The following is a 22,456-nucleotide window of genomic DNA, read 5'->3' as shown; positions in this document are numbered from 1 at the left end:
GCGTCCTGCCGTCCGGGCGACGCGGAAGGGTGGTGGTCGCCGGATGTCCGTCGTACTGCGTCGCGTCGTGGTGGCCGGGTTCGCCGCCGGTGCGCTGGCCGCCGCCGTGGCGGCCGGGCCGGCCGGCATCGCCTCCGCGCCGGCGGCGACCGGCCCGGCCGCGGGACCGGCCCCCGTCTGGACCCCGGTGACCTCGGGGCTCACCGAGAGCCCGGACGAGCTGCTGCCCGAGCGGATCGGTGCCGACCAGCCGGTCGACATCGTCACCACCGCACTGGACGCCACCGGCCGCCCGGTGGTGACGACCCGGCGCGCGACCGGTCGGGAGCAGGCGCAGCGACTGATCCGCGCCGGGCAGGCGGTGCCGGGCGCGCTCGCCGTCGAGCTCGACGCCCCCGTCCGGCAGCTGGGCGTCCCGGCCGGCGCGGACCCGTACCGGAGCTCGCAGTGGGACTTCGCCAAGCTGCGGATCGCCACCGCGTGGCAGCGCTCCACCGGCGCCGGGGTCACCGTGGCGGTCGTCGACAGCGGCGTGGAGGCCGGCCATCCCGATCTGGGCGGGCGCGTCCTGCCCGGCATCGACCTGGTCGCGGACACGTCCGGCACCAGCGCGGACCCGAACGGCCACGGCACCCACGTGGCCGGCACCATCGCCGCGGTCACCGGCAACGGCGTCGGCGTGTCGGCCATCGCGCCCGATGCCCGCATCCTGCCCGTACGCGCCCTGGACGCGCAGGGCAACGGCGCCATGTCCGACGTGGCGGCCGGCATCGTCTACGCCACGGACCGGGGCGCCCAGGTCATCAACCTGTCGCTGGGCTCGACCAGCCAGGTGGCGTCGGTCAGCAACGCCGTCGCCTATGCCCGGGCCCACGGCGTGGTCGTGGTCGCGGCGGCGGGCAACTCCCGCAGTGCCGGCAGCCCCGTCTCCTGGCCGGCCGCCGACGAGGGCGTCATCGCGGTCGCCTCCACCGACTCGGCGGACCAGTACAGCAGCTTCTCCAACCAGGGCGGCTACGTCGACGTCGCCGCGCCCGGCTCGGGCATCCTCAGCACCGTCCCGGTCGCCGCGGGCGGTTACGGACGCATGAGCGGGACCTCGATGGCGGCACCGCACGTCGCCGCGGTCGCCGCGCTGCTGAAGGGCGCCGCGGCGGCCCTGACCCCGGACGCGGTCGAGCAGGCGCTGACCGGCACCGCCACCGACCTCGGCACCGCCGGACACGACCCCGACTACGGCTTCGGCCGGATCGACCCGGTGGAGGCCCTCGCCGCGGTCCCGGCGACCGCGCCGCCGGCACCCCCGGCCACGGAGCCCACGGCCGTCGCGACGACCACGCCGCCCACGGTCGTGCCGACCGCGGCCCAGCCGCCCCCGGTCCCGTCGCCGACCGCCACGGCGACCGGCACCCCCGCCCCCGTCACCACGCCGACGTCGAGCCCGACCGTGACGCCCCCGCCGAGCGGCACGCCGGCGCCGGAACCATCGCCCGGCCGGGCGGTGCCCGTCGTGTCCGGCAAGGGCCCGGCCAGCACGGTGACCTACGGGAGCGTGGTCACCACGACGTTCACCGTGACCGCCGGGGGACAGCCCTGGGCACGCCGGCCCGCGTCGCTCTGCGTGGCCGCCGTGACCGGCGCCTTCCGCTGCACGGCGACCGCCACGTCCGACACCGGCACCGTGCGCCACACCCAGGCGGTCACCGGCCGCTACTCGGTGCGGCTGGTGGTGTCCGCGACGGCGAGCTCGCCGCAGGTCTCGTCGGCGACGTTCACCTACCTGCCGCGTACGGTCGTACGCCTGGCGAAGAGCGGCCGAGGCGCGGTGACCGCGACCATCCGGGGCGTGGCCGGGCAGACGGCGCGCCTGCAGCGCCTCGACGGCCGGTCGTGGGTGACCGTGGTCACCTACCGCGCGACGGAGCGACGCACCGTCGCGCGCCTGCGGACCGGATCGCTCTACCGGGTCGTGGTGACGACGACGCCCGCCGTCGCGGGGACGGTCAGCGCGACCGTACGGCTCTGACCCGCCTCAGGAGCGGTGCGAGGCACTGCGGTTCAGCAGGGCCTGCACGTGCGACCGGAGCCGGGCGGGGCTGAACGGCTTCTCCAGCCAGCGGTCCACCGAGAACAGGTCGCGGTGCTTGTCGGCGCCGGTCAGCAGGATCACCGGGATCTCGGCGATGGTGTGGTCCTCGCGCATGGCCCGGATCAGCTCCAGACCCGTCATGCCCGGCATCATCTGGTCGGTGACCAGCAGATCGGGCTGGTTCTCCCGCATCGCGGTCAGCGCCTCGGGCGCGTCGTTCGCGGACAGGACGTCGTGGCCGTCGGTGCGCAGGGTCAGCTCGATGAGATCCCGCACGTCGACGTCGTCGTCGACCACCATTATCAAAGCCATGGCGCCCTTCCTGTGTCTGCCCAGAGTATGAGGCATCGGGGGCCCGCTCTCGCCCGTTTCGCCGACTCCGGCGCCGCGGGCACCGGGAGATCGCCACCGGTCGTCGCCTGACACCTCTGTGCCGCGCGAACCGGTCGACGGGGTTGATGTCGCAGGTTCCGGTCGTGTGCCGCGGCGGCGATCGCCGGGGGCGCGCCCGAGAAGCGCCACACCCGGATCGGCGACTCCGTGCGGCTGCGCGACGCGGGGGCGTGGTCCCACGCCGCCGAGGTGGGCGCGCACGACGTGACCGGCCGCCGCGCCGGAGGGGTAGCCGAGCAGGCCGCCGGGGGCTCACGTCCTGCGCGCGGTGGCGGTGGACCGCTCCGGCAACCGGAGCGAGCAGCCGCTGGAATACCGGATCACTGTGGGCGGCTGAGGGTCGCCGTTCCCGTGTCCTGCGGGCCGGCGCTGCCGAGCGTCCGGTTCAGCCACTGGAACAGGTCGGGCAGGACCGCGTTCCAGGTGGCGAAGTTGTGCCCGCCCGGCCGGTCGTCGACGACCTTGACCGTGTCCGGGGCGTGGACCAGCGGCGCGAAGGCCTTCAGGTCCTCGAGGGCCTCGCGGTCGCCCGTTCCGGCGAAGAGGAACAGGTGCGTCGGCGCGGGCCGGCGCTGGCCGATCAGGATCCGGGGGTCGTTGGCGCGGCGCAGGTCGAGGTCTCCCTTGTAGAGGTCGCCGGTCGACCGGTCGACGATCGGCCGGAAGTAGCCGGACAGGACTCCGGCGGCGGAGAACTTGTCCGGGTGGCGCAGGGCCAGGTTGGCCGCGCAGAAGCCGCCGGTCGAGTAGCCCACCACGGACCAGTTCCCCCGGCCGCTCGCCGCCCGGAAGTGGCGGCCTACCACGTCCGGCACGTCGCTGGAGAGGTACGTGTCGGCCCGGATGCCGTGGGCGGAGTCGACGCATTCGCTGTCCCGGCCGCGGACGGGGTCCTGCTCGGCCAGGACGGCGATCACCGGTGCCAGGTGCTTCGCGCCGATCGCCCGGTCCAGTGCGGCCGGCACGCCCACGCTCTTGGACCAGCTGTAATGGGTGCCGGGGTAGCCCGCCAGGAACAGCACGACGGGGAACTTGCGGGTCGCGGGAGTGGTGGCGTAGCCCGGGGGCAGGTAGATCTGCGCCGGGAGGCGGTATCCGGTGCGCGGGCCGGCCAGCATGGCGGGGATCAGGGTGCCCTGGCCGGGCCTGGGGGGATGGTCGGCGATCCAGCGGGCGAGACCGTCCTGGCCGGCGCCGTCGGCGGACAACGTCGGCGCCTGCTGCGGGAGCGAGGCCGCGTAGCTGTCCTCCTTGCCCTGGCCGAACAGCTCGCCGAGGGTGACGTAGAAGTTCGCCCCCCGGTTGATCACGGCGCCGATGCTGAGCAGCACCAGCAGTTGGACGACGAGCAGCCCGAAGGCGCGGTGCAGGGTGCGGAACCGGCCCCGGTCCCAGAACTTCGCGGTGGCCACCGCGGCGGCCACGGTCAGGGCGATCACCAGGGCGATCACCCAGCCGCTGGTGATGACGATGTCGCTCACCGGGACACTCCCGTCGGCGTGGCCGAGCGGGGGAGCACCGCCGGGGCGACGGCCTCGGCGCGGGGCGCCGGAACCGCACCGCGGCGTCCGGGCGGCGTGACGAACCCCTCGGCGATGGCGGCACCCAGGGCGACCCGGGGCAGGTCCCGGCCGCGCGGGTAGCAGATGAAGCGGGGCACCCAGCTGGGCTGGTACTTCACGTTGGCCCGGTAGAGCGACTCGAGCTGCCACCACCGGGAGGCGAACAGGAGCAGGCCGCGCCACCCGCGCAGCAGCGGGCCGGCGCCGAGCTGCTCGCCGCGGGCGAAGACCGAGCGGAACATGGCGAAGTTGAGCGAGACGCGCCGGACGCCCATCGCCTCGGCGCGCGCCAGCAGCTCCACGATCATGAACTCGAAGATGCCGTTGGGGCTGTCCGGGTCCTTGCGCATGAGGTCGAGCGAGAGGCCGTCGGCGCCCCACGGGACGAAGCCGAGCACGCCCGCGGGCCGGCCCTCGGCGTCGCGCACCTCGGCCACCACGTACTCCAGGTCGTCCGGGTGGGCGAAGCGGCCCAGGGCCATGGAGAAGCCGCGCTCCACGGATCCGTCCCGCCACTGGTCGGCGTAGTGCGACAGTTCGTCCATCGTGCTGGGTGCGACGTCGCCGACGCGGTGGATGCGCACCTCGTACCCGGCCCGCCGGACGCGGTGCACGGCCTGGCGGACCGCGCGCATCGGCCGGCCGTCCAGGCTGAACTCGCCGGTGTGCAGCACCGCCTCGTCGCCGATCTCCAGTACCCGCAGGCCCGCCCGGGAGTAGGCTCGCGCGCCGGCCGTGCTGGCGCCCAGGACCGCCGGGATCCAGCCGTTGGCCTCGGCCTGCTCGCGCCAGGCCGCGATGGCGACCGGCCAGTCCGCCTGGACGCCGATCGGGTCGCCGGAGGCGAGGCTCACCCCGTTGACCACGCGGTAGCAGACCGCCGACTTGCCCGTGGCGGACAGGATGCTGGTCTTGTCGTCGCGCAGGGCGAAGTAGCCGAGCGAGTCCTGACCGCCGTGCGCGGTCAGCAGCTCGCGCAGCCGCGGCTGCTGGGTGCTCGCCGCCTGCCCGGTGGCGCGACCCGGGCGCAGGCTCAGGTACGCCGCGAGGATCACGATCGCGGCACCGGCGAGGCCGGCGGTCACCGGGATCCAGCCCGGCGGGGCCGCGTGCAGCTGCGGCTGCCGGACGCCCACCAGCCCGCGTACCAGGTACCAGGCGCCGCAGAGGGCGCGGTGGGTGCCGCTGGCGGTGCCGGGGCTGAACGCCGTCAGCATCAACCAGCTCGCGACCGGCCCCAGCACCGCGAGGGAGGCCAGCAGCGCGGTGGCCGACCGGCGGGCCCGCGGCCGGGTCACCGGGAACTCGCCGCCCGCGGCGACCACGGCGGCCAGCAGCAGCACGCCGACGCCCAGGCGCAGCCCGGTGCCGTGCCCGCCGTAGCGGTGCCCGCTGTCCACCAGCGCCCCGGCGGCCGTCAGCACGATCGTGACCGTCATCAGGCACACCAGCCACACCCAGGCGGCGCGCTGCCGGCGGCTCAGGCCACGGGCCACGACGAGGTACAGGACGCCGCCCGCGGCCGTACTCATGGCGGGCAACCCGGACCACAGCGTCGCGTCCCCGGCGAGCTCGGCCCGGACCGCGCCGAGGGCGGCCAGGATGCCCAGCGTGCCGACGATGCCGCACAGCACGGCGGCGACCGCCGGTACCCGCCGGCGCCACGTGCGCCAGCGAGCGGACCGCGGTGCGGCCTGCTCCTCCACCGCCGTCGTACCGCCATCCTGTCGCGCCACGAATGCCTCCCCGTCGAACCGTCCGATGTCCGGCGATCCGCGTCGGTCCATCGACGCCAAGATCTGCCGGTCGACGAGAGAGTGCCATCAGCGCGCTACCCCGGGCATCGGTCGAAGAGCAGACCCGGCGCGCGGGTTCTCCACCGTTAGATGGAGCGGACCTCGTTCTGTGTACGTAGCGGCGCCCGGCCGCTCACGCTCCGTCGCCTACCGGACGCCGCCCATCAGCCGGGAGATCGGCCGCGCGGCGAGCGCCAGCGCCAGTCCCAGCACGATCGCCACGACGCCGAGCACCCCGAAGTACGCGACCTCGGCGTCGGCGCTGTAGTAGCGGGCCAGGGTGCCCGACAGGGCGGTGCCCAGCGCCACGGACAGGAAGAAGAGGGCCACCATCTGGGTGTGGAAGGCGCGCGGAGCGAGCTTGGTGGCCAGGGACAGCCCGACCGGCGACAGCAGGAGCTCCGCCACGGTGAAGACGAAGAGGATCCCGGCGAGGGCCAGCAGCGGCGCGCTGTTCGGCCCGCCCCCGGCGAGCGGCAGGAACAGCAGGAAGGCGACACCCATGATCGCCGTACCGGTGGCGAACTTCACCGGGGACGACGGCTGGCGGTCGCCGAGGCGTGTCCACAGTGCGGCGAAGGCCCCGGAGAGCAGGATGACGAACACCGGATTGATCGACTGCACCCAGGACACCGGCATCTCCCAGCCCAGAACCGTCCGGTCGAGCCGCTGGTCGGAGTAGAGCGTCACGACCGTGAACTGCTGCTGGTACAGCGACCAGAACGCGGCGCTGGCGAGGAACATCGGGATGAACGCGTAGACCCGCCGCCGCTCCACCGCGGTGACCTCGCGGCTGGCGAGGATCACCACGAAGTAGCAGAGGGCGGCGGCCGCGCTGACCACCACGACGACGGTGGCGAGCCGGTCCGCGGCCAGGACGCCGGTCACCGCCAGGACCACGACCGCCGCCAGGACGGCGCCGAACGCGCCGGCGGCCGTCGCCCGCCTGCCGGCGGGCAGCGGATGGGGCACCTCGTTCGCCGACTCGGGCAGTCGGCGCCGGCCGGCGGCGTACTGTGCGAGGCCGATGGCCATGCCGACCGCCGCCAGGCCGAAGCCGACGTGGAAGCCGGCGCTCTTCTGCAGCAGCCCGGTCAGCAGCGGCCCGGCCAGGGCACCGAGGTTGATGCCCAGATAGAACAGCGAGAAGCCCGCGTCGCGGCGTTCGTCGTGCTCGTCGTAGAGGGTGCCCACCAGCGAGGTGGCGTTGGCCTTCACGCCGCCGCTGCCGACCGCGATCAGCACCAGGCCCGCGGCGACGCCCGGCAGCCCCGGCAGCAGCGCCAGCGCGAGGTGCCCGCACATCACCAGCACCGCGCTGAGGAACAGGACGCGTTCGGAGCCCAGCAGCCGGTCGGCGACCCAGGCGCCGAGGATCGTCGACAGGTAGACGGCTCCGCCGTACGCGCCCACGATGCTGGTGGCGGTGTCCTCGCCGATCCCCAGGCCGCCGTCGGCGGCCGGGTAGTACAGGTAGATCAGCAGGATGCCCTGCATGCCGTAGAACGAGAACCGTTCCCACAGCTCCACCCCGAACAGGTGGGCGAGCGCCCGGGGCTGCCCCAAGAAGGTCTTCTCCCGCGTCACCGTCATGGCCCAGGCGCTACCCCCGGCCCCCGTAGGGCAAACGACGGACGTCGATCGATGCCGGCCCGGCTAGGCGCGGAACTGGCCGACCAGCGTCTTGAGCTGCGCGGCGAGGCCGGCGAGCTCCTCGGCGGCCCGGCCGGTGTCGGCGCTGCCCGCGGTGGTGTGCTGCACGGCCTCGGCCACCGAGCCGATCGTCGCGGCGATGTCCGCCGAGCCCGACGCGGCCTCGTCGACGTTGCGGCTCATCTCCTGCGTGGTGGCGGTCTGCTCCTCGACGGCCCCGGCGATCGTGGTCTGCAGCTCGTTGATCCGGGTCACCACGTGGACGATCTCCTCGATGGCGGCGACGGCGGCGTGCGTGTCCGACTGGATGGCCTGGACCCGCTGGGTGATGTCCTCGGTCGCCCGGGCGGTGTCCTGGGCCAGGTCCTTGACCTCGCCGGCGACCACGGCGAAGCCCTTGCCGGCCTCGCCGGCGCGGGCCGCCTCGATGGTGGCGTTCAGTGCCAGCAGATTGGTCTGCTCGGCGATGCTGGTGATCGCCTTGACCACCTCGCCGATCTGTACGGAGGATTCGCCCAGTTTCGCCACGGTCTGCGTGGTGGCCCGGGCGGCCTCGGTCGCCCGGCCGCCCACCTGGGCGGCCTCCGCGGTGCTGGCCGAGATCTCCCGGATGGAGGCGCCCATCTCGCCGGCGCCGACGGTCACGGTGGTGATGTTGCCGGACACCCGCCCGGCCGCCTCGGCCACGACGTCGGCGCGCTCGGCGGTCTGCGCGGCGTTGGCCCGGAGCTGGTCGCTGATCGTGCTGAGCGACCGCGCCGAGGTGGACACCTGCTCGGCCTGCTCGTCGATGCGGCGCACCACGTCGGCGATCTTGCCGGTGAAGCGGTTGAACGCGGCGCCGAGCTGGCCGATCTCGTCGCGGCGCGACTCGTCGACCCGCTGGCTCAGGTCGCTCTCCCCGGCGGCGATCTCGGCGAGCCGGTCGCGCAGCGACAGCAGGGGCCGGGTCAGCCGGGTGCCGAGCACCCACACCACGACGCCGGCGACCAGGAACGCCAGCGCGGCGGCGAGCAGCAGCCACGTGCGCAGCGCGTCCGCCGGCGCGGTGATCGAGGCGTCCGGCACCGCGACCAGCAGCGCCCAGGAGTCGCCGGTGGCGAGCCCGACGCGGGCGACGACCGCGGTGGCGTCCTCGCCCAGATGCTGGTCGCGGCCGGTCCAGCGCGCGGCGCCGGCCTCGCCCAGGGCGGCGGGGACCCGGCCGGCGACGTCCCCGGTCAGCGGCTTGCCGAGCAGTTCCGCGCGGGGATGGGTCACGACCACGCCGCCGGCGGTGACCAGCGAGAGGTACCCGGTGCCGTACGGCCGGCGGGCGCCCAGCTCGGCGCTCAGCTCGGCCAGCGCCAGGTCCACGGTGACCACCCCGGCGAACTTGCCGTCCACCATGACCGGGGCGGTGGCGGTCGTCATCAGCACGTCCTTGCCGTTGATCGGGTAGACGTACGGGTCGACCACCATGCTCTTGCCGGTCTTGCGGGGCACCAGGTACCAGTCGCCGGCGCCGGGCGTCTCGTAGTCCACCAGCGGGTCGGCCTCGAGCGCCTCGCCGTCGCGGTACCAGTACGGGATGAAGCGGCCGGTGGCGTCGCTCGGCGCCTTGCCGCGGAACTCGGCGTCGCGGCCGTCGAAGGCGTCGGGCTCCCAGCCGGTGGACATGCCGACGAACTCCGGGTGCCGGCCGAGGGTGTCGCGCACCAGGTGGCTCACCGCGGTCCGGTCGGTGATCCCGGCGGCCTTGAGGGTGACCATCGCCCCGGCCAGTTCCCGGGCGGCGTGCACGGCCACGTCGATCCGGGCCCCGACCTGGCCGGCCTCCCGGCGGGCCAGCTCCTCCATGTGCTCCGCGGCCTGCCGCTGGCTCAGGGCGGTCGTGCGCACGGTGGTGATCGCGACCAGCGCGCCGAGCGCCACGGCGATGATGACCAGCACGCTCGCGACGAGGCGGGTACGGATGCCGTGCACGGGTCCTCCCGGTGTCCGACGGGCGGCCGGGCGGTCCCGGGCACCCGAGGGAAAGATCGGCATGGCGTCCTGGATCGCTGAGCCTGCAGGATGCAGTGCACAATCGGGCCGTGAATTCCGCGCTGCCGTTCGAGGAACAGACCGCCGGCTCCGCCGTTCTGGGGGTATATCGGCAGGTCTTCGCCGTCCTCGCCCGGGAGGCGAACGGCATGGTCGACGACCCCGAGTCCGTCCGCGTCGACGAGTCGATCCTGCAGGCGTTCGCGGACGCGGGCCCGGCCGGGCTGACCGTGGAGCAGGTCGTCGCCGCCTGCGGGGACGCGCCGGCGGTGGCGGTCCGGCGCCGGTTCGAGGTGCTGCGCTCGTACCGGGCGGTGACCCGGGTCAACGAGCGCCCGCACGAGATGTACTACCAGGCGGCGTTCGCACCGTACGTGATGCTGCTGTTCCTGCGCCGCCTGGCCCGGACCGGCGGGCTCGGCGAGCTGCACCGGATGCTGTCGATCGCCCGGCTGGCGGCCGACGACCCCGCCACCACGCGCGACGACGCGCGCTCGCACCTGCGCGAGCTGACGCACGTGTTCCGGCTGCTCGCCAACCCGATCATGCAGCTGGCCCGGGGCGGGACGGTGGAGTCGCTGCGCTCGCAGGCGCAGCCGATGCTGGGCAACAGCGAGCTGCTGGAGCAGGCGCGGCTCTACCACAACCGCTCGGCGAGCCGGTGGCCGGAGCTGCTGAGCGAGTGCACCGACCTGCGGATGGCGCTGGGCGCCTACCGGGACGCGGTCACCACGGCCGCGCGCCGGCTGATCGACCAGGCCGGCCGGACCCGGGCGCTGGGGCTGCTCCCGGCCGAGCGGTGGCGCAGCTTCGCCCGGGACGCGAGCGTGGACGAGCTGGCGGCCGCGGCCGACGGCCTGCTGTTCGACGCCTTGGACCCGTGCTTCACGGCGGACGACCTGCTCGACGCGGTCGAGGAGGGCCTGCGTGGCGACGCCGGACGCACCCCGCCGCCGCGACCGCGGATCGAGGACGACGGCCCGGTCGCGGCACCCGCCGACACCGAGGCGGAGGTCCTCGCCGCCCGCGCGGAGCGGCTGCTCGGGAGCCGGGACCGGGTCGGTGTCGCCGAGTTGCTGGCCGCCGCGGGGAACTGGCCGGCCGCGCGGCGGGTCCTGTCCGACCTGACCGCGATCCAGTTGCGCACCGAGCTGCCGTACGCGCTCACCTGGGAGGACGGGCTGCGCATCGACCCGGCGTCCGAGCCGGCCTGGGTCACCGACGGCTGGTTGCGCCGCCGCGGCGACCAGGCGGTCCCGGCGTGAACGAGCGGGAGACCGCCCTGTGGTGGGCGAAGGTCCGATCCGGTGGACCGCAGCAGGCCCCGGCCGGCACCGCGTCCCCGGCGGGCATGGTGCGGCTCGTCGAGCCGGACGCGCGGTCGGTGTGGTTCCTGCCGGCCGTCGCGCCCGGCGCCGGTCCGCAGGTGCTCGCCGAGTACGGCCAGCCGGCCCCGACCCTGCCGGACAGCGCGGGCACCCTGCGGGTCTTCGCCGCGTGCCTGCGCTGCTGCTGGCCCGACCCGGGAACGGACCCGTGGCCGGGACGGCCCGCGGACCTGGCCCACGTCGACCGGGTGCTGGAGCTGCTGCACCCGGGCCGGGACCGGACCGGCCGGCAGCGGCTGCTGACCGCCGGGCTGCGCCGCCTGGAGACGTCCCGATGGGTGCTGCGGACCCCGGGTACGGTCCGGCTCGGGCCGCGGGTGGCGACCTGGGGCCCGCTGGAACTCAGCACGCTCCGGGAGCTGTGGCGGCTGATCCCCGACGCCGTCCCCGGCGCGCGGCAGGAGGCACGGTGACCGGCGCGAACCCGCTGTTCGACGCGGTGCTCGGCTCGTTGAGCGACCGCCAGCGCGAACAGGTCGAGGCGGCGTACGCGCTGCTGGAGCACTCCCGCGAACCGGTTCATCGCCAGGAGCTTCCCGCCCTGCGCGACCCGACCGGCCGGGAGCGCCTCGAACGGCTGCTGAGCCGCACCGGCCGGGTGCTCGTCCAGGTCGACGCCCTGCGGTTCACCACCGGCTACGACGACACCGTCGCCGCGGAGCTGACCGCCGGAGGCTGGCAGCCCCTGACCGCGGTCGAGCGGGCGGTGCTGGTGCTCGTGCTGGTGTACTCCGTCGCGATCCCGCGCAGCGAGGAACGGCTCGGCCAGGACGAGTGGACGAGCACGTACCCGGCGACCGAGCAGGACGTCCTGCGGACCGGCAAGGTGCCGCCGGGGGCCGCCAAGGCCGCGCTGAGCAAGCTGGTGTCCGCCGGAGTGCTGCGCCGGGTCCGCGGCGGCGACACCGACGGCGGGTACGTGCCCGGCCCGCAACTGCTGCGCCTGACCCCGGCGGCGCGGGCCCGGCTGCAGGACCAGCTGATCATCGCCGCCGCACCGGACCACCCCCTCGCCGCCGCCGTCCGCCGGCGTCGGTGCCGCACCTCGAGCAGGGAGAACCAGCGTTGACGGCACCCGGTAGCGGCCCGGACGTGGACGATCTCGTCGGGCCCAGGGTGCTCGCCGGCATCCAGATGATCAACATTTCCCGGCTGTCGACCCATCCGGTGCCGATCACCTCCCGGGGCCTGATCACCGTCGCCGGACAGGGCCCGTCGGACTCCAACGGCGCCGGCAAGTCGTCGTTCATCGCCGGGCTCAGCCTGCTGCACGCCGACGACCAGTGGCGCCTGCAGTCCGGTGCCCAGGCCGCGGCCGAGCTGCTGTTCACCGCCGAGCTGGCCGGGCAGGAGTCGCTGCACGCCAACGCCGACCGCGGCTACATCGTCGGCGTCTTCGTCCCGCCGGGCGCCCACTGCGTCGCCGAGCTGGAGGCGGACACGCTGACGGTGTGGCTGCGGATCAACCGGCAGGCCCCGCACCTGGAACTGCGGTGGGCGCCCCACCTGCACGTCGCGTACGGCGACACCGAGAACGAGCGTGCCGGCGGCGCCGACCGGCTCTGGGACGAGCTGCCCCGCAGCAACGGGCGTACCGACATCCGGGCCAACCGGCTCGCCCGGACCCTGTACGGCGGCACGGTCCGGTGCGTGTCGTTCCTGTCCACCTCGGTGCGGGCCAGCCTCACGGCGAACCTGCTGGCCCAGCCGCTGAACGAGCTCAGCCCGGAACGCATCTTCGCCGCGGTCGGGGCGCTGACCGGCCTGAACCGCGAGATCGACGACGAGCAACAGGCCCGACAGCAGGAACACCAGCACGCCGTCGACGCGCAGCAGGCCCGGCAGGAGTACGCGCAGTGGAGCGACCGGATGGCCGTCGTCGAGGACGCCGTCCGCTCCCGCGAGCAGGCCCGGACGCTGCTGGCCGAGGCGCGCGACAGCTGGACGTCGCGGTGCGCCCGCCACCTGGTCGACGGTGTCGCGCGGGACGCGGACCTGGCGGCGGAGCTGGACCGGCTGGCGGCCCGCCGCGACGAGCTCGACGAGCAGATCGAGACCGCGGCCGGCGACCTGGCCCGGCTGGCGGACGACGCGACCTTCGAGGCGAGCTACCGCCGGCGGGTCGCCGAGCACGAGGAGGCCCTGGCCGCCGCCCAGGACCTGCGCACCCAGCAGAGCCACCACATCGGCCAGCTCGAACAGCTCACCGCCCGGATCCGTACGCTGCGGGCGGCCGCGGACGCCGCCGACGGCCGGACGCTCGCCGAGGCCGAGACGGAGCTGCGTGACGCCACCGCCGCCATCCGCGACGCCGAGCGGCACAAGGGCGTCACCCAGCAGGCCGTGACCCGGGCCCGCGCGGCCCTCGCGGCCGCGGAACGGGGCGAGGACGTCGCGGACCCGCAGGTGCGGGCGCTGCGCGCCGCCGGGATCACCGGTGTCCCGCTCGTCGACGCGATCAGCCTCACCGAGGAGCAACGCCCGGTCTGGGAGGCGCGGCTGCTGCCGTACCGGCATGCCGTCGTGGTCGCCGACGCCGCGCCGGCGGTCAAGGTCCTCGCCGACGTCCCGGGGTCGCTGGTGGTCGAGGCGGACCCGCCGGGCCTGCCCGCCGGGGCCGGCCTGCCCGCCGCGGCCGACCCGGCGCTGACGGTCCACCGGTTCCTCGGCGTGCTCCGCGACCGCGCCGGCGACGCCGCGGCCGACCTCGACACCGCGGCGGGGGTGCACGGCACGGCCGGCTTCGGCGAGGCGATCACCGGCCGGGCCGGCCGCATCCACGCCGCCCGGGAGGCGCTGCACCGGGCCGCCCTCGCCGACGAGGCCGCCGACGACGGCATCCGCCGGGCACGGGGCGACCGGGACCGCTCGGGCGAGCACGTGCGGGCCGCCCGGGCCGCGATCGAGGCCGGCGCGCTCGACGGCCAGGTCGCGGAGCTGCGCGCCCGCAACGCCAGGATCGGCGAGGCGCTGGAGTCGCTCGCCGCCCGGCTCGCCGCGTCCAGGGCCGGCTACGAGGCGGCGCTCGGCGAGCGCAACGCCCGCGACCAGCGGATCACCGCGGCCCGGGCCCAGCGGGACGCGCTGCGCCGCGAGCGGGAGCACGAGCACGCCTCGTGGCTGCTGACGGCGGGGGAGCGGGCCACGCTCGACCTGCCCGGCCGGCACGACGCGTGGCAGGGGACCGTCGCCTCGGCGGAGCGGCATCTGCTGACCCTCGGCGAGCGGGAACAGAAGCGCAGCACGGCGGAGTGGGACGACCTGTGCGCGTACCAGGCCGATCGGGCCCGGGAGGCGTGCTTCCCCGCGGACACGCCCGCCGAGCAGATACCGGAGGAGCTGCAGGTCGTCGACGAGCGACGCCGCGACCGCCGGTCCGGCGCCCACCTGCGGCTCGTCCCGCAGGTCCTGCGGATCGTCGGCGCGTACCTCGACGAGCTGGCCGAGATCGACGAGCAGACCCTCGACCAGATCCACACCGAACGCGCCGTCCGCACCCAGACGCTGCACAGCGCCGAGACGCACCTGCACGAGGCGCAGCTCGCGTCGGCCGCCCTGCGGGCGACGCTCGCCACGGCGATCAAGGCCAAGCTGCGGCGGGTCGCGGCCGAGTTCGACCAGCTCGACCAGGCGTACGGCGGGTACGGCGCCGGCCTCGACTTCCCGGAACCCGAACCGCCGGCCGACCCGCAGAAGCCGTGGCAGTGGACGATCACGCCGCGCTGGCGGCGGGGCGAGGGGAAGCCGCTGTCGTCGTACCGGCTGCGGGGCAACACCGCGCAGATGGACGACAAGGCGGTGAAGCTGGTCTGCGCCGCGGCGCTCGCCGGGTCGCACGACCGGCCGCTGCTGCTCGTCCTCGACGAGCTGGGCCGCAACCTCGGCGCCGCGCACCGCCGGGACGCCGTCGCCCTGTTCGAGAACATCGGACGGGACCGTGCGATCAGCGTCGTCGGCGCGCTGCAGGACGACATGGAACGCTACGCGATCGGTGCGTCGAGCCTCTACATCAAACTGCGGCGCACCTCGGACGCGTTCCCGTACAACCAGGCGCCCGTCGTCGTCGGCAGCGAGGCGGAGTCCGCCCGCATCGCGCTGCTCGCCGAGTGGATGACGTCCTACCGGCCGCCCCCGCCGACCTGACGGCTCGCGGGGGCGGCGCGGGGTCAGCCGAGGCGCAGCTGCAGAGCGGCGGCGGCCCGGTCGGACGGATCGATGTCCAGGGTGTACGTGCCCGCCGGCAGCTTCTCCTGCCCCCACCAGCGGGACGGGTCGTACAGCCGCCGCTCGGCACCGTCGCACGTCTCGCCCATGCCGATGCTGCCGTCCGCCGCGCGGAGGGTGACCGACACGTACTCCGACGTGGACTGCGCACAGTGGAGGACCGGCCAGCCCTCCTGCGCCAGGGTGAAGGTCACCGTGGCGTTCTGCCCGGGGGCGAGGTCGAGGGCGAGCGGGCTGCCGTCCGCCGCCAGCGTGCCGGTCCGGTCCGCCGGAACCCGGTAGAACTTCACCCTCGCCGGGTAGGCCGGCCGGAACTCGCCGTAGTCCAGGACCAGCCGGTACTCTCCGCCGACCGGCAGAGCGTCGTCGACGACCGGGAAGAAGGGGCCGTCCGGGTCGCCCCACCGCGGGTCGTGCTGCGCGCAGTACGCGCCGGCCGTCCGGGGGAACTCCTTGTGGTCCGGGCCGAACAGGGTGGTCTTGAGGCCCCACTCCCTGCTCTGGCACTCCAGCCACACCCGCTCACCGGCGCGCGCCCGGAAGGCCACGACGGCGTTGCGCGGCGCGTCACCGGGCGACAGCTCCGTCACGAGGCCGCCCGCGGCCGGCACGATGGCCCGGTTGTCCAGCGCGGAGATCCAGAAGGTGGCGTGCACCGGCGACGAGAAGGTCATCCGGTACCCGCCGCCCTCGGACAGCATCAACAGCTCCAGCGACCGGTGCCGGCGGCCCTCCGCGCCGTCCACGCACGCCACCCGGCTGGTCCGGCCCGACGGGGCGACCAGCTCGCCCCACGGCGCCTTGCCCGCGTACGAGCAGTCCACGACCAGCTGGGCGCCGCTCCACGCCTCGAACCGGACCTCCGCGTCGCCGGTCACGGCGACCGGCTCGCCCGAGGCGTGCGACCAGACCACCGGCCGGTCGGCGGCGTGGGCGGGCGCCGCCCCGGCGACACCCGCCACGGCCGCCAGCACCAAGGCGGCAGCCCCCCGCAACGACAAGCGCATGTACGTTCCCCTCCATCGACTGTCGTCTCTTGCGTGCGACGCAGTGTCGCCCATCGCCCGCTGCCGGGTGTCACGGGGGTCGTCCGACGCGGATGCGCTGATGGTGCGGGCCGTCTACCCACGGCGGGCCGCGGCTTGTACAGTCGGGACCGGCTCGGGCGGTTGTTCACATGGATAACCAGCCGCCCCGGCGTCAACCGTCAACCATGTTCCGGCCCGGAGAAGCACGGGCCCGGGGAAACATGTACGTGAAGACGGCTGACGGGAGCTGATCATGGGCGCCGCCGGGATCCGGGTGAACGGGCGCGACCTCGCGCTGGGGGACGTCGCGCCGCACACCAGTGCGCTGGAGTGGCTGCGGGAGCAGGGGCTCACCGGCTGCAAGGAGGGCTGCGGCGAGGGCGAGTGCGGCGCCTGTGCCGTGCTGGTCGCGCGGCCCGGCGTCGACAGCCCCACCGAGTGGGTGGCGGTCAACGCCTGCCTGCTGCCCGCGCTGGGGCTGGACGGCCAGGAGGTCGTCACGGCCGAGGGCCTGGGCGGCCCGGAGCGCCTGCACCCGGTCCAGCACGAGATGGCGGTCCGCGGCGGCTCCCAGTGCGGGTACTGCACGCCCGGCTTCGTCTGCAGCATGGCCGCCGAGTTCTACCGGCCCGGCCGCGCGGCGGCGCCGGAGGGGACCCCGGCCGGCGACGACCACGGCCCGAACGGGTTCGACCTGCACGCGCTGAGCGGCAACCTGTGCCGCTGCACCGGATACCGGCCGATCCGCGACGCCGCGTACGCGCTCGGGCCGCCGGCGCCGGAGGATCCGCTCGCCGGGCGCCGGCAGGAACCGGCGGCACCCGCGCGGGCCACCCGGGTACGCCGCGACGACGGTGAGTTCGTCCGCCCGGCCGCGCTGTCCGAGGCGCTGCGGCTGCTGCGGGAGCGGCCCGGCGCGACCGTCGTCGCGGGCTCGACCGACTGGGGCGTCGAGGTGAACCTGCGCGGGGCGCGGGCCGGATGCGTCGTCGCCGTCGACCGGCTCCCCGAGCTGCGGGAGCTGACGATGGACGGTGACCACGTCGAGATCGGCGCCGCGCTCACCCTCACCGAGATCGAGCGCCGGCTCGACGGGCGGGTGCCGCTGCTCGCTCAGCTCTTCCCCCAGTTCGCCTCCCGGCTGATCCGCAACAGCGCGACCGTCGGGGGCAACCTCGGCACCGGGTCCCCGATCGGCGACCTCCCGCCGGTGCTGCTGGCGCTCGACGCCGACGTGGTCCTGGCCGGCGCCGACGGCGAGCGCGCGGTGCCGCTGGCCGACTACTACACCGCTTACCGGCGCAGCGTCCGGCGCGCGGACGAGCTCATCCGCTCGGTGCGGATCCCGCTGCCGCTCGCCGGCCTCACGGCCTTCCACAAGATCGCGAAGCGGCGCTTCGACGACATCTCCAGCGTCGCCCTCGGGTTCGCGCTGGAGGTCACCGGCGGGACGGTCGTGCGGGCGCGCATCGGTCTCGGCGGCGTGGCGGCCACCCCGCTGCGGGCCCGGGCCACCGAGGCGGCCCTCGAGGGGCGGCCCTGGTCCGCGGAGACCGCCGAGGCGGCCGCCCGGGTGCTGCGCGGCGAGGGCACGCCCCTGGACGACCACCGGGCCAGCGCCGGATATCGCGCCGCGATGCTCGGCCAGGCCCTGCTCAAGCTGTACGCCGAGAACCCGAGCCCGCAGGAGGTGGCCGGATGAGCGCCCTGTCCGAGCGCCCGGAGCACCCCGCCGTCGGCGTCGCGGTGCCGCACGAGAGCGCGGCGCTGCACGTCACCGGCGCGGCGCTGTACACCGACGACCTGGTCCACCGCACCAGGGACGCGCTGCACGCCCACCCCGTGCAGGTGCCCCACGCGCACGCCCGGGTCACCGCGCTGCGGGTCGAGCCCGCGCTGCGGGTACCCGGCGTCGTGCGGGTGCTCACCGCCGCCGACGTCCCCGGGGTCAACGACGCCGGGGTCAAGCACGACGAGCCGCTGTTCCCGGACGAGGTGATGTTCTTCGGTCACGCCGTCTGCTGGGTGCTCGGCGAGACGTACGAGGCGGCGCGGCTGGGTGCGGCCGCCGTCGAGGTCGACGTGGAACCGCTGCCGTCCGTGGTGAGCCTGCGGGACGCGATCGAGGCGGAGAGCTTCCAGGGCGCCACCCCGCAGATCGTGCGCGGCGACGTCGAGGCCGGGATGGCGGGCGCGGCCCACGTGTTCAGCGGCGACTTCGAGTTCGCCGGCCAGGAGCACTTCTACCTGGAGACGCACTGCTCGCTGGCGCACGTCGACGAGGCGGGCCAGATCTTCGTGCAGAGCAGCACGCAGCACCCCACGGAGACCCAGGAGATCGTCGCGCACGTGCTGGGCCGGCCCAGCCACGAGGTCACCGTGCAGTGCCTGCGGATGGGCGGCGGCTTCGGCGGCAAGGAGATGCAGCCGCACGGCTTCGCGGCCATCGCGGCGCTCGGCGCGACGCTCACCGGCCGTCCGGTACGGCTGCGGCTGACCCGTACCCAGGACATGACCATGTCCGGCAAGCGCCACGGCTTCCACGTCGACTGGCGGGTGGGCTTCGACGCCGCCGGCCGCCTGCAGGCGCTCGACGCGACGCTGACCGCGGACGGCGGCTGGAGCCTCGACCTCTCCGAACCGGTGCTCGCGCGGGCGCTGTGCCACACGGACAACGCCTACTGGCTGCCGCACGTGCGGCTCACCGGCCGCATCGCGCGCACCCACAAGACGTCCAGCACGGCCTTCCGCGGCTTCGGCGGGCCGCAGGGCATGCTGGTCATCGAGGACATCCTCGGGCGCTGCGCGCCGCTGCTCGGCCTGGACCCGGTGGAGCTGCGCCGGCGCAACTTCTACCAGGCCGGGCAGAGCACACCGTACGGCCAGCCCGTGCGGCACCCGCAGCGGCTGTACCGGGTCTGGGACCAGGTCCTCGACACCGGTGCGATCCGCGCACGGCAGGAAGAGATCGCGGCGTTCAACGCCGCGCACCCGCACACGAAGCGGGGCCTGGCCGTCACGCCGGTGAAGTTCGGCATCTCGTTCAACTTCACGGCGTTCAACCAGGCGGGCGCGCTCGTGCACGTCTACAAGGACGGCTCGGTGCTGATCAACCACGGCGGCACCGAGATGGGCCAGGGCCTGCACACCAAGATGCTGCAGGTGGCGGCCACCGCCCTGGGCCTGCCGACCGGCCGGGTACGGCTGGCGCCGACGCGGACCGACAAGGTGCCCAACACCTCGGCCACCGCGGCCAGCTCGGGCGCCGACCTCAACGGCGGCGCGATCAAGCACGCCTGCGAGCAGATCCGCGAGCGGCTCGCGCAGGTCGCCGCCACCATGCTCGGGGTCAACGCCGCCGACGTCCGCTTCGCCGGCGGCATCGCGCGAGGTGTCGGCGCCACCACCGGCGTCGCCTGGGACGACCTCGTCCGCGCCGCGTACTTCCAGCGGGTGCAGCTCTTCGCGGCGGGCTACTACCGCACCGAGGGGCTGCACTGGGACTCCTCGGTGATGCAGGGCTCGCCGTTCAAGTACTTCTCGTACGGCGCCGCCGCCGCCGAGGTCGAGGTGGACGGCTTCACCGGCGCCTACCGCACCCGGCGGGTGGACATCGTGCACGACGTCGGCGACAGCCTGTCGCCACTGATCGACGTCGGTCAGATCGAGGGCGGGTTCGTGCAGGGCGCGGGCTGGCTGACCCTGGAGGACCTGCGCTGGGACACCGGCGCCGGCGCCACCCGCGGGCGGCTGGCCACCCAGGCGGCCAGCACGTACAAGCTGCCCAGTTTCTCGGAGATGCCCGAGGACTTCCGCGTCACGCTGCTGACCGACGCCGAGGAGGACGGGGTCGTCTACGGCTCCAAGGCGGTCGGGGAACCGCCGCTCATGCTGGCCTTCTGCGTCCGCGAGGCGCTGCGCCAGGCGGCCGCCGCGTTCGGCCCCGCCGGGACCGGCGTGGAGCTCGCCTCGCCGGCCACGCCCGAGGCCGTCTTCTGGGCGATCGAGCGGGCGCGGGCCGGCGCCGGGGGAGAGCACACGGCGCGAGCGGACGTCACCCCGCCCGGGCCCGGTGCCGGGGCGCACCCGTTGCGGCCCGAGTCGGAACGGGTGGGCGAGGCGGTGAGTCGTGTCTGACCGCGGCTGGCTCGGCGCGGTCACCCACCTGCGGACCGTCCGGGAGCCGGGCGTCCTGGTCACGCTGGTCGCGGTCCGCGGGCACGCGCCCCGGGCCGCCGGCGCGAAGCTCGTCGTGGGCGCGACGCGGACCTGGGGATCCATCGGCGGCGGCAACGTGGAGGCCGTCGCGATCGACCGGGCCCGCGCGCTGCTGGGCACGGCGGGCGCGGTGCCGCAGACGTTCACGCTGGCGCTGTCGGACAAGGCGCCGTACCAGCACGGCGTGCAGTGCTGCGGCGGAGAGGTCACGGTCCTGCTGGAACCGCTGCCGGTGGTCCCCGCCGTGGCCGTCTTCGGCGTCGGCCACGTGGGCCTCGAGCTCGCGCGCATCCTGGCCCGGCACGACATCGAGCTGCACCTCGTGGACACCCGCGCGGATCAGCTCACCGAGGCCCGGCTGGCGGTGCTCGCCGACGCGGTGGCCGGCGTGCACGTGCACCGGGTGGCGGTGCTGCCGGAGATCGTGCTCGGGGAGCTGCCGCCGGGCACCCACGTACTGATCATGACGCACGACCACGCGGAGGACTTCGCGCTCTGCGACGCGGTGCTGCGCGGCGGCGCGTTCGGTTCCGTCGGCCTGATCGGCTCCGCGGGCAAATGGGCCCGGTTCCGCGCCCGGCTGGCCGAGCAGGGCCACGATGCCGCGGCGATCGCCCGCATCACCACCCCCATCGGGCTCCCGGACATCCGGGGCAAGGAACCCGCCACGATCGCCGTCAGCGTGGCGGCCGACCTGCTGCGCACGATGGAACGGGAGGCAGCCGCCGCCGTTCCCCTGACCCTGGACGCCGACACATGACCCTCTACCGTGCCCAGACCATCGACACCCCGCAGGACCCGTTCCGCGGTGGCGCGCTGCGCGCCGACGCCGACGCCGGCCTGCTCGTCGAGGACGGCGTCATCGTCGACCGGGACGGCTTCGCCCGGCTGCGGTCGCGGCACCCCGAGGCCGAGGTGGTGGAGCTGACCGGCGGTGTCCTGCTGCCCGGCCTGGTCGACACCCACGTCCACTTCCCCCAGGTACGGGTCATCGGCGCGCTGGGCATGCCGCTGCTGGAATGGCTGGAGCAGTGCGCCCTGCCCGAGGAGGCACGGCTCGCCGAGGTGGAGTACGCCCGCGCCGTCGCCGCCGAGTTCGTCACCGCGCTGATCGGTGCGGGCACCACCACGGCCCTGGTCTTCGGTTCGCACTTCGCCCCGGCGGTGGACGCCCTCTTCGAGGCGGCCGCCGCGAGCCGCCTGCGCGTCACCAGCGGTCTCGTGGTCAGCGACCGGATGCTGCGCGCGGACCTGCACACGACCGCCCGGCGCGGGTACGACGAGGGCCGCGCCCTGGCGCAACGCTGGCACGGCACCGGGCACAGCCGTTACGCGGTGACCCCGCGGTTCGCGCTGTCCTGCAGCGACGACCTGCTCGCCTCGTGCGGGCAGCTGCACCGCGACCTGCCGGACAGCTGGTTCACCTCGCACATCAACGAGAACCTCGACGAGGTGGCCACCGTCGGCCGGCTGTTCGACGGCGGCAGCTACCTCGACAGCTACGACCGGCACGGGCTGGTCGGCCGGCGCAGCGTGCTCGCGCACAACGTGCACCCGACGGACGCCGAGCTGAAGCGGCTGGCCGAGGCGCGGACGAGCGTGGCGCACTGCCCGACCAGCAACGCGGCGCTGGGCAGCGGCCTCTTCCCGCTGCACCGCCATCTCGCCCACGGGGTGCCGGTCGCGCTGGGCTCCGACGTCGGGGCGGGCACCGGCTTCTCGCTGTTCAAGGAGGGTCTGCAGGCGTACCTGCTGCAACGGCTGAGCGGCCCGGACGGCGTCGCGCTGACCGCGGCGCACCTGCTGCACCTGGCCACCGCGGCCGGCGCGGAGGCGCTCGGGCTGCGCGAGGAGATCGGCGACCTCGGCGTCGGGCGGCGCTTCGACGCGGTCTGGGTGCGCCCGGCGCCGGGTACGCCGCTCGACATCGGCATGCGGCACGCGACCGGACCGGAGGACGCGCTCGCCAAGGTGTTCGCACTGGGCACACCGTACGATGTGGCGCGGGTCTGGATCGACGGCGAGCCGGTGGCGGCGGGGACCGCCCGGGTGGAGCGCGCCGCCTCGGCGAGTTAGGACG

Annotated in this window: 15 protein-coding genes; 9 read left to right on the top strand and 6 right to left on the bottom strand. The window is 75.0% G+C overall.

The window, feature by feature from the left end; translation table 11 throughout:
* Positions 1 to 43: 43 nt before the first annotated feature.
* A complete protein-coding gene (locus IEY99_RS08830; protein ID WP_189201256.1) occupies positions 44 to 2,026 on the top strand; it encodes a S8 family serine peptidase in 1,983 nt (660 codons plus the stop codon).
* A gap of 6 nt (positions 2,027 to 2,032) precedes the next feature.
* On the opposite strand, the gene IEY99_RS08825 is transcribed toward IEY99_RS08830, so the two are convergent.
* The 5 genes from IEY99_RS08825 to IEY99_RS08805 all read right to left on the bottom strand — a co-directional run bounded on the left by IEY99_RS08825 (position 2,033) and on the right by IEY99_RS08805 (position 9,458).
* Positions 2,033 to 2,401, bottom strand: a complete 369-nt coding sequence (locus IEY99_RS08825) for a response regulator (protein ID WP_189201254.1) — start codon at positions 2,399 to 2,401, stop codon at positions 2,033 to 2,035.
* A 401-nt stretch (positions 2,402 to 2,802) separates the two neighbouring features.
* The gene (locus IEY99_RS08820; protein WP_189201252.1) at positions 2,803 to 3,963 is read right to left on the bottom strand and encodes an alpha/beta hydrolase; all 1,161 of its coding nucleotides are present in this window, start codon (positions 3,961 to 3,963) and stop codon (positions 2,803 to 2,805) included.
* Complete coding sequence (locus IEY99_RS08815) at positions 3,960 to 5,780, bottom strand: phosphatidylglycerol lysyltransferase domain-containing protein (RefSeq protein WP_189201250.1); 1,821 nt, start codon at positions 5,778 to 5,780, stop codon at positions 3,960 to 3,962. Before IEY99_RS08815 ends, IEY99_RS08820 begins: the two co-directional genes overlap by 4 nt.
* A 207-nt stretch (positions 5,781 to 5,987) precedes the next feature.
* Positions 5,988 to 7,433: a peptide MFS transporter gene (locus tag IEY99_RS08810; RefSeq protein WP_189201248.1), complete on the bottom strand. Its 1,446-nt coding sequence runs from the start codon at positions 7,431 to 7,433 to the stop codon at positions 5,988 to 5,990.
* Between the two features lie 63 nt (positions 7,434 to 7,496).
* On the bottom strand, positions 7,497 to 9,458 hold the full coding sequence (locus IEY99_RS08805) for a methyl-accepting chemotaxis protein (RefSeq protein ID WP_189201246.1): 1,962 nt from the start codon (positions 9,456 to 9,458) through the stop codon (positions 7,497 to 7,499).
* Between the two features lie 110 nt (positions 9,459 to 9,568).
* Between IEY99_RS08805 and IEY99_RS08800 the strand changes: the two genes are divergently transcribed.
* The 4 genes from IEY99_RS08800 to IEY99_RS08785 are packed head-to-tail and all read left to right on the top strand — an operon-like array spanning position 9,569 to position 15,049.
* On the top strand, positions 9,569 to 10,783 hold the full coding sequence (locus IEY99_RS08800) for a hypothetical protein (RefSeq protein WP_229798358.1): 1,215 nt from the start codon (positions 9,569 to 9,571) through the stop codon (positions 10,781 to 10,783).
* Positions 10,780 to 11,319 carry a hypothetical protein gene (locus IEY99_RS08795; protein WP_189201244.1) on the top strand — a complete coding sequence of 180 codons (540 nt, stop codon included), beginning with the start codon at positions 10,780 to 10,782 and terminating at the stop codon, positions 11,317 to 11,319. The genes IEY99_RS08800 and IEY99_RS08795 overlap by 4 nt, the downstream gene beginning before the upstream one ends.
* Positions 11,316 to 11,975, top strand: coding sequence for a hypothetical protein (locus IEY99_RS08790; RefSeq protein ID WP_189201242.1), 660 nt, complete (start codon positions 11,316 to 11,318; stop codon positions 11,973 to 11,975). The genes IEY99_RS08795 and IEY99_RS08790 overlap by 4 nt, the downstream gene beginning before the upstream one ends.
* Complete coding sequence (locus IEY99_RS08785; RefSeq protein ID WP_189201240.1) at positions 11,972 to 15,049, top strand: coiled-coil domain-containing protein; 3,078 nt, start codon at positions 11,972 to 11,974, stop codon at positions 15,047 to 15,049. The genes IEY99_RS08790 and IEY99_RS08785 overlap by 4 nt, the downstream gene beginning before the upstream one ends.
* 23 nt (positions 15,050 to 15,072) lie before the next feature.
* Here IEY99_RS08785 and IEY99_RS08780 read toward each other — a convergent pair whose 3' ends face one another.
* Positions 15,073 to 16,137, bottom strand: coding sequence for a hypothetical protein (locus tag IEY99_RS08780; protein ID WP_189201239.1), 1,065 nt, complete (start codon positions 16,135 to 16,137; stop codon positions 15,073 to 15,075).
* Between the two features lie 274 nt (positions 16,138 to 16,411).
* Between IEY99_RS08780 and IEY99_RS08775 the strand changes: the two genes are divergently transcribed.
* The 4 genes from IEY99_RS08775 to guaD are packed head-to-tail and all read left to right on the top strand — an operon-like array spanning position 16,412 to position 22,452.
* A complete protein-coding gene (locus tag IEY99_RS08775) occupies positions 16,412 to 17,860 on the top strand; it encodes a xanthine dehydrogenase small subunit (RefSeq protein WP_189201237.1) in 1,449 nt (482 codons plus the stop codon).
* On the top strand, positions 17,857 to 20,295 hold the full coding sequence (gene xdhB, locus IEY99_RS08770) for a xanthine dehydrogenase molybdopterin binding subunit (RefSeq protein WP_189201235.1): 2,439 nt from the start codon (positions 17,857 to 17,859) through the stop codon (positions 20,293 to 20,295). Before IEY99_RS08775 ends, xdhB begins: the two co-directional genes overlap by 4 nt.
* Entirely contained in the window at positions 20,288 to 21,136 is an 849-nt protein-coding gene (xdhC, locus tag IEY99_RS08765) for a xanthine dehydrogenase accessory protein XdhC (RefSeq protein WP_189201233.1), read from the top strand. The genes xdhB and xdhC overlap by 8 nt, the downstream gene beginning before the upstream one ends.
* Positions 21,133 to 22,452 carry a guanine deaminase gene (gene guaD / locus IEY99_RS08760; RefSeq protein WP_189201232.1) on the top strand — a complete coding sequence of 440 codons (1,320 nt, stop codon included), beginning with the start codon at positions 21,133 to 21,135 and terminating at the stop codon, positions 22,450 to 22,452. Before xdhC ends, guaD begins: the two co-directional genes overlap by 4 nt.
* Positions 22,453 to 22,456 lie beyond the last annotated feature (4 nt).

Source organism: Couchioplanes azureus (assembly GCF_014648355.1).
Classification (GTDB): domain Bacteria; phylum Actinomycetota; class Actinomycetes; order Mycobacteriales; family Micromonosporaceae; genus Actinoplanes; species Actinoplanes azureus.
Note: the sequence above shows the minus strand (reverse complement) of the source record. Positions and strands in the feature narration are given on the sequence as shown.

Coding starts and splice junctions, on each gene's coding strand:
- IEY99_RS08825 (WP_189201254.1), bottom strand. CDS start 2,401: ATGGCTTTGATAATGGTGGTCGACGACGACGTCGACGTGCGGGATCTC.
- IEY99_RS08810 (WP_189201248.1), bottom strand. CDS start 7,433: ATGACGGTGACGCGGGAGAAGACCTTCTTGGGGCAGCCCCGGGCGCTC.
- IEY99_RS08830 (WP_189201256.1), top strand. CDS start 44: ATGTCCGTCGTACTGCGTCGCGTCGTGGTGGCCGGGTTCGCCGCCGGT.
- guaD (WP_189201232.1), top strand. CDS start 21,133: ATGACCCTCTACCGTGCCCAGACCATCGACACCCCGCAGGACCCGTTC.
- xdhB (WP_189201235.1), top strand. CDS start 17,857: ATGAGCGCCCTGTCCGAGCGCCCGGAGCACCCCGCCGTCGGCGTCGCG.
- IEY99_RS08775 (WP_189201237.1), top strand. CDS start 16,412: ATGGGCGCCGCCGGGATCCGGGTGAACGGGCGCGACCTCGCGCTGGGG.
- IEY99_RS08780 (WP_189201239.1), bottom strand. CDS start 16,137: ATGCGCTTGTCGTTGCGGGGGGCTGCCGCCTTGGTGCTGGCGGCCGTG.